The organism is Lysobacter sp. (genome assembly GCA_013141175.1).
GTDB lineage: Bacteria > Pseudomonadota > Gammaproteobacteria > Xanthomonadales > Xanthomonadaceae > Lysobacter_I.
Genome location: JABFRN010000001.1, coordinates 2,141,220 through 2,156,280 on the forward strand (window position 1 = coordinate 2,141,220; position 15,061 = coordinate 2,156,280).

Below are 15,061 nucleotides of genomic sequence, written 5' to 3' on the forward strand. Positions count from 1 at the left end.
CAGCCGGGAATTCAAAGCCGGAACAGCGAGACGTTCCTTTCATCACCCGGAGACACGCTTGCGTGCATCCAGGCGACGACAGTGCATCAGTCCTTGCGCGTGCCGATGATCTCGCCGGTCGCGGCATCGATGCGCAGCTCGAAGTCCTGGCCACTGTCGTTTTCGGCTTCGGCTTCCCACACGCCGTCGCGGAAGCGCAGGTCGTGGGCATCGACGTAGCCGGCCACCGCCAGTTTGGCTTCCACATCCGCCTTGCTCAGGTTCGCGACCTGGGTCTCGGGATAGATCTTGCCGGTTGCGGCGTCCACCCGCACATCGACGCGGTTGCCGTCGGCGCTGCGCGCGTCGGCTTTCCAGACGCCGTCCTTGAACTTGACGTCGTTGATCTTCGTGTAGCCATTCGTTTCCAGCACCGCCTTGACCTGCGCCTCGGTGATGGCGTCCTGCGCAACGGCCACGCCGGAAACCACGAGTGCTGCGGCCAGACCGGCGGCCAGCAGTGCGTTGCGCGGGCACATGCGCGCATGAACGCTTTCGGTCGAACGATTCGTCGCATGATCCATGGGGGCATGATTCATGGGGCTCTCCTGCAATGGGGGAGGGCCGAGTATCGACATGCTTCCGCCAATCGATGATGAAACGCGGCAACCTGGGTCAGCTGCGTTTCATCCTGTGCGAAATGCACGGTCGTTCATGCATCAGTGTCGATCGGAAGCGCCCGTGGCGTCGGAACGACCATAATGTCCTGCCTGTCGCTGCATTGCATGTAGGATCATGCGTGACATCGAACCCACACAGGAGAAGGCGGCTGAATCGCGCAACGGCGCGCGCCGCCTGCGCTTATGCCGACATCCCTCGAAATGCGTGAACCCGACGAAGCGGCGATGACCGCCGAGATGATCGATATCCTGCGCCGCAAGATGGCGCGCGATTACGATGCCGGCCAGACCCGGCGCGATGCGCATCCCAAGGCCACCGGCCTGCTGCGCGGTCGCTTCGAAGTGGCGGCCGATCTGCCGAAGCACCTGCGCGTCGGACTGTTCGCCCAAGCGCAGACCTTCGATTGCTGGGTCCGTACCTCCAATGCCAGCGGCAAGCCGCAGTCGGACGCCATCGGCGATGCGCGCGGCTTCGCGATCAAGCTGATGGCGCCGGGCGGCAAGCGCAAGGACGAAACGCCGCTGGGTCAGGACTTCGTGCTGCTGAGCACGCCGGTGATGCCGCTCGGCACCATCGCGCTGTTCCGCGATGCCGTCTACTACACCATCGAAAGTTCGCCGCTGCTGTTCGCCGCCAAATGCGTGCTGGGCGGACACACGCGCGCGCTGCTGGGTCTCGTCGCGTTGCGCATCCGCCCGGCCTCGCCGCTGGACATCCGATATTGGAGCACCACGCCCTACCGCTTCGGCAAGGGCCGCGCTGTGAAGTATTCGCTGATCCCCACATCGCAGCACCACGGCGCCATGCCGAAAACGCCGGGCGCGTCTTATCTGAGCGAAGCGATGCAGCGCCATCTCGACAAGCACGAAGCCAGCTTCGATTTCTGCGTGCAACTGCGCCAGGACGGCATGCCGATCGAAGACGCCGCACCGCGCTGGGACGAAACCGCATCGCCGTTCGTGAAAGTCGCGACGCTGCGCATCCCCAAACAGAAATTCCGCAGCGCGCAGCGCGACGCGCTGGCCGAATCGCTGGCCTTTTCCCCCGGCCACGCCTTGCCCGCGCACGCGCCCATGGGCGGATTGAACCGCGCCCGCATCAAGATCTACAAAGCCTTGTCGAAATTCCGGCACACGCGCGATGCGCGTGCGGAGATCGCATAGGGTGGAGTAAGCGCAGCGCAACGCCACCATTGTGAGAAAACAAGTACGGTGTACGTCAAGCGGGGAAGCATCTTCTTGGGCTTGGGAAATTGTTGTTTCCTTGGCTCCATGGTGGAGTTGCGCTGCGCTTACTCCACCCTGCTTTCTGAACACACGCCGTCACGAAGCTGCATGGCAGCTCAGCGCAGCCGCGTATGTTGGCAATCGCACAGAACGAACGTTCGCCGTGAGCCTATGTTGTGCGAAACCGAACCGTGATCCGTTGCGATGTCGCGCAAGCGATCTTCGTCGCATCGTATCCAGCCACATCCGCGCGCCAATATCGAGGAGTCAACACCATGAAGCGCCGCATCCAGATATCGATCCTGTTGCTTTCCGTTTCCGTCGCCGCCTGCGAGCAGCAGCCTACCGTGGTGACGGTGCCGGCGACGCCCGTCGCCGTGCCTGTGCCGGGCCCACCGGGTCCTCCCGGCGATACCGGCAGCCAAGGCGTGCAGGGCGATCAAGGCTACACCGGCAATCAGGGCGAACCCGGACAGATCGGCGACAAAGGCGATCAGGGAAATCAAGGCAATCAGGGCGACACCGGCGCGACCGGCGCGACCGGCGAGCCTGCACCAGCGGACAAGCGATACTAAGAACACAAGCACACCCACAAACCGGAAATCGTTAAGCACGAATCCGCAGCGCCCTGAGATTCATTACCCCGGGTACGCACTTCGCGCGCATCCGGGCTACGGCACTGCAGCGATCCCGTCGCGCTCGATCACGGAATCGGATCGGCGCATCAAGCGGATTCACGCTCGTATCCACTCCAACAATGAGGACGGCGCCATGGATGATTTCGATGATATTAAAGGCAGAGTCGCGGCGCTTCATGCCGTGTTGACGTATCTGCTCTCGGAGTTGCCGGTGGACCAGCAAGCAAGAATCCGCGATCGACTGGCACGCGAACGCTTGACGAATCCCACGCCCTACGCGGACATGCCCGTGGTGCAGGATTCGTTCGTGGAAGCGATGGCAGTCCTGGAATTCCAACTGCTGCCGAGGTGAACCGGCTGTGGCATCGTTGTTTCATTCGACAGGCGGGCGCATGACCCGCCTGTCGAGAAGAATCGACGCATCTTAGGACTTAACGGGCCCAGGGCGCCGTACGCACGTAGCTTGTATTGCCTGCGGTAAGCCAGGCTCTCATGGTCGATACGGAGATGCCCAGGCCGTCATTGTTGCGGCGGGCATCATAAGCACAGCGTGGACCGTCCGGCCCCCGATCGATTCTCGCCACGATTTCCGTGGATTGGGCTTGGACTTCACGCGCAGGAATGGAACCACTGAACGTCTGGCTGGTTCCCGGGTGGATGGTATCGATATTGGCCATCTGACCGAAATAGCTTTGAGCGCGTCTGAGGTCTTTCACTTCAAGCGCGACGCCCAGAACGCCACCGGCGCTGGTGGGTGAGCCCTCGGCCGGCTCGGTACCGATATTCGAGATCGTGACATTGACGTTGTAGGTCGCGCCATCGCCACTGCGGGACACTTCAAACCGGTCCACGCTCAACTCCGCCCGACAGGGCCCTGTCGGTGCAGGGGGCACAAGTGCCCTGCGGACATCCTCGCGCAACGGGGTCACGGAACCGGGAATGACTCTGGTCGCGGGTGGATCGGCCAGTGCGGTGGAACACACGGATGCGAACGCGAGGACAGCGAGCAAGCGCCTGGTTTGAACTTTCATTTCGTCTCCCAAGATGGACAGCGTAGTGAGGGCGGGAATTCCGTCATCGGAGTTTCTTTGACCCGGTGACATCCGCCCCTCCGGCTGGATCGTAAAGCGGCTCGGCGCCGCCTTCCAGCTCCGGTTGGGCATCGTACACTTCCAACGCTTGTCCGCTGCCGCCGACGCGGCGCAAACTGCAACAACGCTTACATCATGAGCGCTCACCATGGCTTCGCGCATCGAGTGGCACAAGGTCAAGCCGGCGACGGTGCGCGACGAGCTGATCGAGCTGGCCATCGCGCTCGCGCTGATCGCCGTCGGCTGGCTCAGCCTGCCCACCCTGCTGCTGGCGGTGCTGGCCGAACTGCTGGCGACGGTGGCGCTGTCCTGGTACTTCTACCCGCAGCGCGGCCTGCGCAGGCATCTTGCCGACGTCGCGAAGATGTTCGGCCTGCTGTGTTTCCTCGCCATCTTCATCCTCGCCGCCTACGCCGGGGCCGGCGGCTTCGCCAACGGTCCGTGGCCGGACGCACGGTCGCTGCTGGGCGTGGTCCTGCTGGTCGCCGTGCGCGGCGGTCTGCTCCTGCGGGAAGCCCGCGCCTCGTCGGATCCACGATTGTATTGGGCGCGCAGTGCGCTGATGCGTGGAGGCGCGCTGATCGTCGGCAGCTTCCTGGCCGCATTCACCTGCTTCCTGCCGGGTGTCCTGCTGGCGCAAGCGCTGGCCCCGGTCTGGCCATCGCGCGCCGCCGACCTCGCCATCGCGTCGGTCTACCTGATCACCCTCGGTGTGCTCGCCTGCATCATCTCCACGATGAGCGAGCAGGAAATCGTCGACATATCCGGTAATCCGTACATCGACTGATCGGCGGCTCCTGCCATCGCGGGCGCGGCATGTCTGTTTGCAGACCTGAAGACGGGTCCCGTAGAGTGGTGGTGAGCGCAGCGAACCCCACCATTCGAGTGCCCAGGTTGCGATGGCGCTTGAGCGGACGGGATTGCTTCTCCGGTGCGCTTGCCGCAGTTGAGACGTGTGCATGTTCGTTGCAGGTGGGGTTCGCTCGCTCACCGCCACCCTGCGAATGTCTTCACTGGCCTTCAATCGATGCGCGCTGCATCAGATACGCGAGCCAGGCTGGATCCTCGGACGCCATCGCAGCGAGCCGGCGCTTTTCGAGGACGGGCAGGCGTTTGAACCGATACTCGTTCGACAGCGCCTCGCCTCGGGTCTCGAAAGCGAATGCGCCGACCAATCGAACGGGCTTCCGCATTCTCGTAAACCGCGCCCCACGTCCCGCGCAGTGATCCTTGAACCTGCTCAACGGATCGATCGCGGTGCCCGTGTACAGCACATCGTTCTCGCACAGCAAAAAGTAGACCCACGTTTCCATCGATTCTCGAGCCGCCCACGTGCGCCACCAGTGGCCTATTGGAGCGCAAGACCTCTCAGTCCGCAAACCACATCCCGTCTGTACGAGATTGGGCAACTCGCGATCGTGTAGCCAAGTAGGGTGGAGTAAGCGCAGCGCAACTCCACCATTGTGAGAAGACACGTACGGTGTGCGTCAAGCGGGGAAGCGTCTTCTTGGGCATGGGGAATTATCGTTTCCTTGATGCCATGGTGGAGTTGCGCTGCGCTTACTCCACCCTACTTGCTGCGGCCTTACCCGGGCTACTTGCTACTTGCTGCGGTCTTACACAGGCTAATCGGCATGGCCCCAGTCCGCAGTCAATATGCCAGCACGGACGAAACGATGAAATGAGGAATGCGGCCAGTCTGCTGCCCGAGCAGTTTTTCCGTGTTTGACCGGATTGATATGGGTGTAATCGATATGGTTGCGCAGATCGCGTTCGTCACGAACTGTATGCTCCCAGAATCGCGCCTGCCATGGTGAATCGGTCGCTCTTCCGCAGGAGACTCGTCGTGTAAATCCTTTCTTGATGTCTTGGATGAGGCGCGAATAGTCATCGCGGCCATCCTTCATCGTGACCACCGCATGCAAATGATCCGGCATTACGACGAATGCGACGATTCGATGAGGCACTCGGCGACGTGCGCGGCGCCACGCTGCGAATAGTGCATCGATTCGATGTACAAGCAAAGTAGAACGTCGATTCCGCAGCGTCACCGTAAAGAAGTAAGTGCCGTCTTGCGTTCGATTGCGCCGATAGTTGACCATGCCGCCAACATAGCCAAGCCCTCGCACCGCGCCCATCAGGCAATCCCGATTTCCCCGTCAGAATTCCCCGACCCGTAGCCCGGGTAAGCGCACAGCGCGCACCCGGGAGAACGCAAGTGGGCGGTTATCCGTAGCGGTTCAAGTTCAAAAGCCCCGGGTGCGGCCTTCGGCCTTACCCGGGCTACTCGCTACTTGCTCTCCATCAGAATTTCTCGACACGCGTAGCCCGGGTAAGCGCACAGCGCGCACCCGGGAGAACGTAAGTGGTCAGTCATCCGCAGCGGTTCGAGTCAAAAACCCCGGGTGCGGCCTGTGGCCTTACCCGGGCTACTCGCTAATCGGCATGGCCCCAGTCCGCATTCAATATGCCAGCACGGACGAAATGATGAAATGATGAATGCGGCCAGTCTGCTGCCCGAGCAGTTTTTCCGTGTTTGACCGGATTGATGTGGGTGTAATCGATATGGTTGCGCAGATCGCGTTCATCACGAATCGTATGCTCCCAGAATCGCGCCTGCCATGGTGAATCGGTCCCTCTTCCGCAGGAGACAATCCTTTCTTGATGTCTTGGATGAGGCGCGAATAGTCATCGCGGCCGTCTTTCATCGTGACCACAGCATGTAAATGATCCGGCATTACGACGAATGCCACGATTCGATGAGGCACCCGGCGACGCGCGCGGCGCCAAGCCGAAAATAGAGCATCGATTCGATGCACAAGCAAAGCAGAACGTCGATTCTGCAGCGTCACCGTAAAGAAGTAAGTGCCGTCTTGCGTTCGATTGCGCCGATAGTTGACCATGCCGCCAACATAGCCAAGCCCTCGCACCGCGCCCATCAGGCAATCCCGATTTCCCCGTCAGAATTCCCCGACCCGTAGCCCGGGTAAGCGCACGGCGCGCACCCGGGAGAATGCAAGTGGCAGTTTATCCGCAGCGGTTCAAGTTCAAAAGCCCCGGGTGCGGCCTTCGGCCTTACCCGGGGCTACTCGCTACTCTGACCCCTGTTTTCCTACGAGTCCAGCTTATGCGTTGTGCTTAAGATAAGCACGCGCTTGTGATTTTCCAGATCGAACAAGCCGCAATTAGCATTATTATGCAAGCTGTTCCGCCAGCTACCACTGTCAGAACAGTAGACCGCAGCACAAACTCTTTAGGAGTGGGCTTTATCGCTTGCTTCATGCTTCGCCAAAGAGTGATAGAGCCTACATGGAGCAACGCCAGAAGGCCGATCATTGCAATCAGGTGGTTGATTATCTGCGTCATGGAATCACGCCGCCGAGAGGTTCTCGTGCTTGCCTAGCAAATCCAAGCAGTATTCCTCAAACGCACCCAGTGGTTTGCGTGAGCGCTTGCCAGTTAAACGGAGAGATGACTCTTCATTTGCCATGGCATATAAGCCATCAGTACTGGTCATTGCAGGCATCTCGCCAGTATCATAAGCAGCCGCACTAGCCACCCGTATGGCTAATTCATAGTGCCGCTTGTAGACATGCATTGAAGATGCGTAATGATGATAACTTCCTAGCTCCGTACCTAACTCCAATGCCATCATTTCCTGCAGGATTGTAAACAAGAATACATCATAAGGAACACCCCAGATTGCATCATTGCTTCGCATGTTTGTAAAAGCATGCAGCTTTCTGTCTCTAATTATAAACTGGAGGGTATTGGTACAAGACAAATCTTTAGTAGGGCGCGACACATCCTCTTCAATTCTGAAGTTGAGAACAGCTCTTCTTGATTGGTGATCTGAGTTCAGCAGATTTCTCACGTTGTTCCATTGAGAGCCCTTGCCTGCTAAGGGCTCAAAAATCCTTGCTCCATAACAGCTGCCCCTGACTTGGCCGTCGGTATCGGCGAAATCCCTCCAGCGTGGGGTATAGAATGCAAGCGCCTCAACGTCGGTATCTCCTCTCAAATGCCAAGCAAGTTCGGCGGCTGCGAGTGATGGACTCCATTTGCGGGCTTTAAGTGATGTCAGGCGATTTCTGGGGTTTTTTATTTCAAAAGCAAAGCCAAGAACTTCTCGCGTTTCCAATCCTCTCGGACTGGCCTCGGTGCCGCTCTCAAGAAGTTGTTGGCAAAGGGAAATTTGCATCTCGTTGGCAGAGTTAGCGATTATATAATTCATTGCTGTTCTCCCATTCCGGGTTTTTTCTTGGCCTGAGCTTGAGGCAATACCGTCTCAGCTGGTGAGATCGCCCGCTTTTGACGCTCCAAATCATTCACTTTTTCCTCTAGGCGCTTAATTGCTTCTGCCTGTGTGCCGTTGCTCGAAAGGCGAGCGATGGTAGCAATGCCTATCGTGACCATTAGAGCGAAGAATGCGAGTGAAAACGCACCGATCGGAAGGTATTTGAGCATGGTTTCTTTGAAGCGAGCATTCTCTTTCTTGGAGGCCTTTCCGACCAATTGCTTAATATTCAAGAAGCTCTTGCCAAAACTCCCTGCTGCTCTAGCTCTTATTTCGCGCACGTAATCTTGAGGTGGGCTATTGATGTACCTTTTGCTTTCGATGTCATGTGCGTTCTGAATCTGATGAAAGGAGAGCCGAATGAACGGCTGTCCCACTTGTAGGAGCCGTCTCTCTGAGCTGAAGTTGAGAACTGGTGTCGAGAGATTGTTCTTCCAGCCAGGGTCAACGACGCCAATGTTTAGCGTTAGGAGACCATCGTTGCAAACTCTGGTTAGCACATGCGCCAAGCCGCATACCTCGTCAGGAAGATGGACGCATTCTGCTGAGATGAGGTGGGCGATACCTTGCGGCTCAAGAGTTAGAGAGTCTACGCATTCGCCCTTGTGGTTAATGATTTTACCAATATGAAGTATTTGGCCGACCTTCCTGCTTCCGTCATCGTTGACTTTAGGGAATAAAGCTTTGCCATCTTCGATTTTTGGATGAATCATAGTAAGCGCCTCTGTTGATCAGATTCCCACCGGATTCCCCTTCTCCACATCAATCTTATAAAGCTTGATCGCCCGAGAAACATCCTTCCCTGTCATCTTCCCTTCCTTCGCCAGCGCATCAATCGCCGCATGCGCGATGTAATACCGATCCACCTCGAAATGCCGCCTCAAATTGGCGCGAGTGTCAGAACGCCCAAACCCATCCGTCCCCAGCACCGTATACCGCATCGGCACGAACGCCCGGATCTGATCGGCGAACGCCCGCACATAGTCGGTCGCGGCGACCGCCGGTCCCTGACGCGCTTCCAGCAGCTCGGTGACGTACGCCTTGCGCGGCGCCTTCGCTTCGGGATTCAAGCGGTTCCAGCGTTCCACATCGAACCCGTCGCGACGCAGTTCGGTGAAGCTGGGACAGGACCAGAGGTCTGAGGTCACGCCGAAATCCTTGTCCAGCAGATCGGCGGCGGCGATGGCTTCGCGCAGGATCGTGCCGCTGCCCAGCAGTTGCACGCGCAGCTCGCCTTTCTTCGGTTTGCCGGCGTCCTTCAGCAGGTACATGCCCTTGATGATGCCGTCGGCGGCGCCTTCGGGCATGTCCGGGTGGGCGTAGTTCTCGTTCATCAGGGTGAGGTAGTAGTACTCGTCCTGCTGCAGTTCCAGCATGCGGTGCATGCCGTGCTGCAGGATCACCGCGACTTCGAAGCCGAAGGTAGGGTCGTAGGATTTGCAGTTCGGGATCGCGCCCGCCAGCAGATGCGAGTGGCCGTCTTCGTGCTGCAGGCCTTCGCCGTTGAGCGTGGTGCGGCCGGCGGTGGCGCCCAGCAGGAAGCCGCGCGCGCGCATGTCGCCGGCCGCCCAGGCCAGGTCGCCGATGCGCTGGAAGCCGAACATCGAATAGAAGATGTAGAACGGCAGCATCGGCAGATCGTTGGTGCTGTAGCTGGTGGCGGCGGCCATCCACGACGAGAACGCGCCGCATTCGGTGATGCCTTCTTCCAGCACCTGGCCGGCGGCGTCTTCGCGGTAGTACATCAGCTGGTCGCGATCGACCGGCTTGTACTTCTGGCCTTCCGGCGCGTAGATGCCGAGCTGGCGGAACAGGCCTTCCATGCCGAAGGTGCGGGCTTCGTCGGCGACGATCGGCACGCAGCGCGGGCCGACCTGTTTGTCGCGCAGGATCACGTTCAGCGCCTGCACGAAGGCCATGGTGGTGCTGATCTCGCGGTCGCCGCTGCTCTTCAGCAGGCGGTCGAACACTTCGAGCTTCGGCGCTTCCAGGGTCTGCGTGCTCTTGCGACGACGCTGCGGCAGCGAGCCGCCCAGCGTGCGGCGGCGCTCCAGCATGTATTCGATTTCCGGCGATTTCGCGCCGGGGTGATAGAACGGCACCGCGCCGTCCTTCAGCTGGTCGTCGCCGACCGGAATCTTGAAGCGGTCGCGGAACGCGCGCACGGCGTCGTCGTCGAGCTTCTTGGTCTGGTGCGTGGGGTTGAGCGATTCGCCGGAGGCGCCCATGCCGTAGCCCTTCACCGTCTTGGCGAGGATCACGGTGGGCATGCCCTTGGTATCGACCGCGTTCTGGTAAGCGGCGAAGACCTTGTGCGGGTCGTGGCCGCCGCGGTTGAGGCGGTAGATGTCGTCGTCGCTCATGTTGGCGACGAGGGCGGCGGTCTCGGGATATTTGCCGAAGAAATGCTCGCGCGTGTAGGCGCCGCCGAAGGCCTTGTAGTTCTGGTATTCGCCGTCGACGGTTTCCATCATCAGCCGCTTGAGCTGGCCGGTGGTGTCCTTGGCCAGCAGCGGATCCCAGTAGCTGCCCCAGACGGTCTTCACCACGTTCCAGCCGGCGCCGCGGAACTGGCCTTCCAGTTCCTGGATGATCTTGCCGTTGCCGCGCACCGGGCCATCGAGGCGCTGCAGGTTGCAGTTGATGACGAAGACCAGGTTGTCCAGGCCTTCGCGGCCGGCGACCGAGATCGCGCCGAGGCTTTCGGGTTCGTCGCATTCGCCGTCGCCGAGGAAGGCCCAGACCTTGCGGTCGGTCTTCGGCATCAGGCCGCGGCCTTCGAGGTATTTCCAGTTGCGCGCCTGGTAGATGGCGCTGATCGGGCCGAGGCCCATCGACACGGTGGGGAACTGCCAGAAATCCGGCATCAGCCACGGATGCGGATAGCTGCTCACGCCGCGACCGTCGACTTCCATGCGGAAGTTGTCGAGCTGGGATTCGCTGAAGCGGCCTTCGAGGAAGGCGCGGGCGTAGACGCCGGGCGAGCTGTGGCCCTGGACGCAGATCAGGTCGCCGGGGTGGGCGTCGCTGGGCGCGCGCCAGAAATGGTTGAAGCCCACGTCGTACAGCGTGGCCGACGACGCAAACGACGCGATGTGGCCGCCGAGATCGCCGGGCTTGCGGTTGGCGCGGACCACCATGGCCATCGCGTTCCAGCGGATGATCGAGCGGATCCGCCATTCCATGTGCTGGTCGCCGGTCATGCGCGGCTCCAGGTGCGAGGGAATGGTGTTGATGTATTCGGTGGTGGGCGCGAACGGCAGATGCGCGCCGGCGCGGCGGGTCAGTTCGACCATGCCCTCCAGCAGCTGGTGCGCGCGGCCGGGGCCGTCGGCATCGATCACCGCCTTCAGCGACTCGACCCACTCGCGGGTCTCGGTGGGATCGGGGTCGTTCTGCAGCAATTCTTTCAGCCAGCTCATGCCTTTGGGCTCCGCAGCGGCCGGGGGCCGCGTCCAGTGGGTGTCGTCGGTTTTTTAGAGCCCCGATTCTAGCAGCGGGTGCGGGGGCTGCCCCGTACGGCGGGGTGTGGTGTGGGGTGTGGGGGAAGAATTCGATTTCGTGGGTGGAAACGGCAGGCGTTGATGATTGTCCATCGACGATCCGACGCCCGTTCCCGACGGGGTCGCCTCACACGCAATCCAATGATTCCGGTGCCGGTTTCTTGAGAACCGGGGGCTGCATCGACTTTCCGCGAAGGCGGTGCGGTGCTTTTCGATCAGCTCTGCGACAGTGCGCGACAACGCTCGCGGAATGTGGCCAGCCGCAGCTCGTGGGCCGGCAACATGTGAAGACGGCGCAGCACTTCATGACGCGCAGATTCGTACAGGCGCAGATCCCAGGTGTTCAGTGCGAGCACCGCATCGAAGGTCTCGTTGCCCCACGCGGTGCGGCAGGCATCAAGGGTATCTTCGCGGCCGGAAGGGCTGTGGCCGTCGGGCGAGGAGACGTTATGCGCCAGATAAGCGAGATCGATGCGCGGAAAGCACGGGCCAAGGAAGAATTCCGCGGCGGTGAGGCTTTCGTCGAACAATTCCACCACGCCGGGGACCGACATGTCTTCCAGGATCGCCAAGGCGGTGCGGAGATCCTGCGGGCCAGCGGCCCGGGCGAATGCGCCGCCATTGACGATATAGTTGATCTGCACATCGGTCAGCATGTGCGGCACGTGCTGGAGGAGATGCGAGACAAACCCGCCCTCGTCCTGTGCGAGGGCGAGTTGCGCAAGCCAGTTCCCGGGATCCAGCATGCGGCCGTAGTGGTACAGCGAGCGGATGCGGCTCAGCGGATGGCGCACGAAGCAGATGTCGAAGAACACCAGGCCGTGCGCGCGGGGCTTGGGATATCGGGTGTGATGGCTGGACAGCGCGGAAATGGATGCATCCGCTTGAACCAGCTCCACGATGTCCTGCGCGCACAATCTCGCGTCGTCGTGCCCACCGTGGAAATCCACGAACGCATCTCCGAAACTCCGGCGCAGCGCGTAATCGATCGTGCTTCCGCCGTTCTTGAAGATGTGATAGTGCAGCACGACGAAACGGTCGCGCGCGACCGGGACGCGGATATCCCGATGCTTATCCAAGGCGCTCAATCCCCCCGCAGTGCCTTGCGATGGACGGCTTCGGCTTCGCGCTGCTGCTGGCGGATCTGCGCATCCACCGCCGCGATCGCGGTCATGTTGACCACGCGGCGCGGGCTGGAGGCGGGTGTGAGGATGTGCGCGGACTGGTCGAGGCCCATCAGGATCGGGCCGATGGCGACGCCGTCGGTCATCACCCGGACCATGTTGTAGGTGATGTTGGCGGCGTCGAGATTCGGCAGCACGAACAGGTTGGGACGGCCGTGCAGGGTGGTGTTGGGGAACATGCGCTTGCGCAGGCCTTCGTCCCAGGCGGTGTCGCCCTGCATTTCGCCGTCCACCTGGAGCTTCGGCGCGCGCGCGCGGATCAGCTTGTAGGCGCGGCGCATCTTCGCGGCGCTGGGGTTTTCGTGGCTGCCGTAGTTGGAGTGCGACAGCAGCGCGACCCGGGGTTCGATGCCGAACAGTTTCAGGCGGTAGGTGGCCTGCAGCGTGGCTTCGGCGATCTGCTCGGCGCTGGGGTCCACCTGCACGTGGGTGTCGAGGAAGAACCACACGCCATGGTCGTTGATGACGCCGGTCATCGCGGCAGTGCCGCTGACGCCGCGATCGAAGTTGAAGACGCTGAGCAGGTAGCCGAGTTTCTTGTGGAAACGGCCGACCAGGCCGCAGATCATCGCGTCGGCTTCGCCGCGCTCGACCATCAGCGAGGCGATCAGCGCCGGACGCGAGCGCAGCAGGTTCTTCGCCGCCGCCGGGGTCACGCCGCGACGTTCGGTCAGCGCGTGGTACTGCTGCCAGTATTCGTTGAAGCGCGGGTCGTCGTTGATGTTGGTGAGGTCGAAATCGACGCCGACCTTCATCCGCAGGCCGAGGCGCTGGATGCGGGTGTCGATCACGTCGGGGCGACCGATCAGGATCGGGCGCGCCAGCTGTTCGTCGACCACGGTCTGCACCGCGAGCAATACGGTTTCCTCTTCGCCCTCGGCGTAGACCACGCGTTTGCGGTCGTTGCGCGCGCGGTCGTAGACCGGCTTCATCAACAGGCCGGTGCGGTAGATGAACTGTGCGAGTTTTTCGGTGTACGCGGCCATGTTGAGCATCGGCCGCAGGGCGATGCCCGAGTCCATCGCCGCCTGCGCCACCGCAGGCGCCAGCACCGTGAGCAGGCGCGGGTCGAACGGGCGCGGAATGATGTAGTCGGCGCCGAAGCGCGGCACTTCGCCGCCATAGGCGCCGCCGAGGTCGGAGGCCTCCATGCGCGCGAGCTGGGCGATGGCGCGCACGCAGGCGAGCTTCATCGCTTCGTTGATCTCGGTCGCGCCCACGTCCAGCGCGCCGCGGAAGATGTACGGGAAACACAGGGCGTTGTTGACCTGGTTCGGGTAGTCCGAACGGCCGGTGGCGATGATGCAGTCGGGCCGGACGCGCTTCGCGTCCTCGGGCAGGATTTCCGGATTCGGATTGGCCAGCGCCAGGATCACCGGCTTGTCGGCCATGGTCGCGACCATCTCCGCCTTGAGCACGCCCGCAGCGGACAGGCCCAGGAACACATCGGCGCCGGTGACAATTTCGGCCAGCGTGCGCTTGTCGGTGTCGCGCGCGTAACGCGCCTTGTCGGGGTCGAGATGGGCGCGGCCGGTGTAGAGCACGCCGTCGCGATCCACCGCGAGGATGTTCTCAGGCTTCATGCCCAGCGCCACCAGCATGTCGAGACAGGCGATGCCCGCCGCGCCCGCGCCGGAGGTGGCCAGCTTCACGTCGCCGATCTTCTTGCCGACGACTTCCAGCGCGTTGAGCACGGCCGCGCCGACGATGATCGCGGTGCCGTGCTGGTCGTCGTGGAACACCGGGATGTTCATGCGCTCGCGCAATTTGCGCTCGACGATGAAGCACTCGGGCGCCTTGATGTCTTCGAGATTGATGCCGCCGAACGTGGGTTCGAGCGAAGCGATGATGTCGACCAGTTTGTCGGGATCGCGTTCGTCCACTTCGATGTCGAACACGTCGATGCCGGCGAACTTCTGGAACAGCACGCCCTTGCCTTCCATCACCGGTTTGCCGGCGAGCGGGCCGATGTCGCCGAGCCCGAGCACCGCGGTGCCGTTGGTGATCACCGCGACCAGATTGCCGCGCGCGGTCATTTCGCTGGCGGCGTTGGGATCGGCGACGATGGCTTCGCAGGCGTAGGCCACGCCGGGCGAGTAGGCGAGCGCGAGATCGCGCTGGGTCACCAGCGGTTTGGTCGGCACGACCTTGATCTTTCCCGGCGGGTCCTGACGGTGATAGTCGAGGGCGGATTGCTTCAGATCGTTGTTGTCGGACATCGCGACACGCTATCCATGGGCCGGGGCTGCATTCTAACAGGCTGTTGAAAAACAGCCTGTTAGGGCAGCCATGGATGGCCGCCACGACGAAACAAGCGCGCAAGCGATTGTTTCGTCGTGAGCAGGTCCGGACATGTGCCGGACTTGCGATTGACTGCGCCGGCAGGAGCCGGCGCGAACAGCGAAGCTGACCCCGAAGGGGCGAGCCGCACGGATGCGGCGAGTCAAACGCGCACGAAGTGC

At 61.5% G+C, this 15,061-nt stretch carries 13 protein-coding genes and 1 pseudogene; 4 read left to right on the plus strand and 10 right to left on the minus strand.

What is annotated here, in order from left to right; genetic code table 11:
* Nucleotides 1-86: 86 nt before the first annotated feature.
* Nucleotides 87-518 (minus strand): PepSY domain-containing protein, encoded by a 432-nt coding sequence (locus tag HOP03_09385; GenBank protein ID NOT88385.1) that lies wholly within the window; start codon nt 516-518, stop codon nt 87-89.
* Nucleotides 519-860: 342 nt separating this feature from the next.
* Between HOP03_09385 and HOP03_09390 the strand changes: the two genes are divergently transcribed.
* The 3 genes from HOP03_09390 to HOP03_09400 all read left to right on the plus strand — a co-directional run bounded on the left by HOP03_09390 (nt 861) and on the right by HOP03_09400 (nt 2,876).
* The gene (locus tag HOP03_09390; GenBank protein NOT88386.1) at nt 861-1,823 is read left to right on the plus strand and encodes a catalase; all 963 of its coding nucleotides are present in this window, start codon (nt 861-863) and stop codon (nt 1,821-1,823) included.
* Nucleotides 1,824-2,161: 338 nt separating this feature from the next.
* A complete protein-coding gene (locus HOP03_09395) occupies nt 2,162-2,461 on the plus strand; it encodes a collagen-like protein (protein ID NOT88387.1) in 300 nt (99 codons plus the stop codon).
* Between the two features lie 196 nt (nt 2,462-2,657).
* Complete coding sequence (locus HOP03_09400) at nt 2,658-2,876, plus strand: hypothetical protein (protein NOT88388.1); 219 nt, start codon at nt 2,658-2,660, stop codon at nt 2,874-2,876.
* A gap of 79 nt (nt 2,877-2,955) precedes the next feature.
* On the opposite strand, the gene HOP03_09405 is transcribed toward HOP03_09400, so the two are convergent.
* A complete protein-coding gene (locus HOP03_09405) occupies nt 2,956-3,375 on the minus strand; it encodes a hypothetical protein (protein ID NOT88389.1) in 420 nt (139 codons plus the stop codon).
* A 388-nt stretch (nt 3,376-3,763) separates the two neighbouring features.
* On the opposite strand from HOP03_09405, the gene HOP03_09410 reads away from it, so the two are divergent.
* On the plus strand, nt 3,764-4,402 hold the full coding sequence (locus HOP03_09410; GenBank protein ID NOT88390.1) for a hypothetical protein: 639 nt from the start codon (nt 3,764-3,766) through the stop codon (nt 4,400-4,402).
* Nucleotides 4,403-4,625: 223 nt separating this feature from the next.
* Here HOP03_09410 and HOP03_09415 read toward each other — a convergent pair whose 3' ends face one another.
* The 8 genes and pseudogenes from HOP03_09415 to HOP03_09450 all read right to left on the minus strand — a co-directional run bounded on the left by HOP03_09415 (nt 4,626) and on the right by HOP03_09450 (nt 14,818).
* Nucleotides 4,626-4,928, minus strand: coding sequence for a GIY-YIG nuclease family protein (locus HOP03_09415; protein NOT88391.1), 303 nt, complete (start codon nt 4,926-4,928; stop codon nt 4,626-4,628).
* A 312-nt stretch (nt 4,929-5,240) separates the two neighbouring features.
* Nucleotides 5,241-5,717, minus strand: a complete 477-nt coding sequence (locus tag HOP03_09420; GenBank protein NOT88392.1) for a transposase — start codon at nt 5,715-5,717, stop codon at nt 5,241-5,243.
* 334 nt (nt 5,718-6,051) lie between these two features.
* Nucleotides 6,052-6,518, minus strand: a pseudogene (locus HOP03_09425) (transposase).
* Between the two features lie 467 nt (nt 6,519-6,985).
* A complete protein-coding gene (locus HOP03_09430; protein NOT88393.1) occupies nt 6,986-7,849 on the minus strand; it encodes a thymidylate synthase in 864 nt (287 codons plus the stop codon).
* The gene (locus tag HOP03_09435) at nt 7,846-8,625 is read right to left on the minus strand and encodes a hypothetical protein (GenBank protein ID NOT88394.1); all 780 of its coding nucleotides are present in this window, start codon (nt 8,623-8,625) and stop codon (nt 7,846-7,848) included. Before HOP03_09435 ends, HOP03_09430 begins: the two co-directional genes overlap by 4 nt.
* Nucleotides 8,626-8,643: 18 nt before the next feature.
* A complete protein-coding gene (gene aceE / locus HOP03_09440; protein NOT88395.1) occupies nt 8,644-11,334 on the minus strand; it encodes a pyruvate dehydrogenase (acetyl-transferring), homodimeric type in 2,691 nt (896 codons plus the stop codon).
* A 296-nt stretch (nt 11,335-11,630) separates the two neighbouring features.
* Nucleotides 11,631-12,494 (minus strand): hypothetical protein, encoded by an 864-nt coding sequence (locus HOP03_09445; GenBank protein ID NOT88396.1) that lies wholly within the window; start codon nt 12,492-12,494, stop codon nt 11,631-11,633.
* A gap of 5 nt (nt 12,495-12,499) precedes the next feature.
* Nucleotides 12,500-14,818, minus strand: coding sequence for an NADP-dependent malic enzyme (locus HOP03_09450; GenBank protein NOT88397.1), 2,319 nt, complete (start codon nt 14,816-14,818; stop codon nt 12,500-12,502).
* Nucleotides 14,819-15,061: the final 243 nt, after the last annotated feature.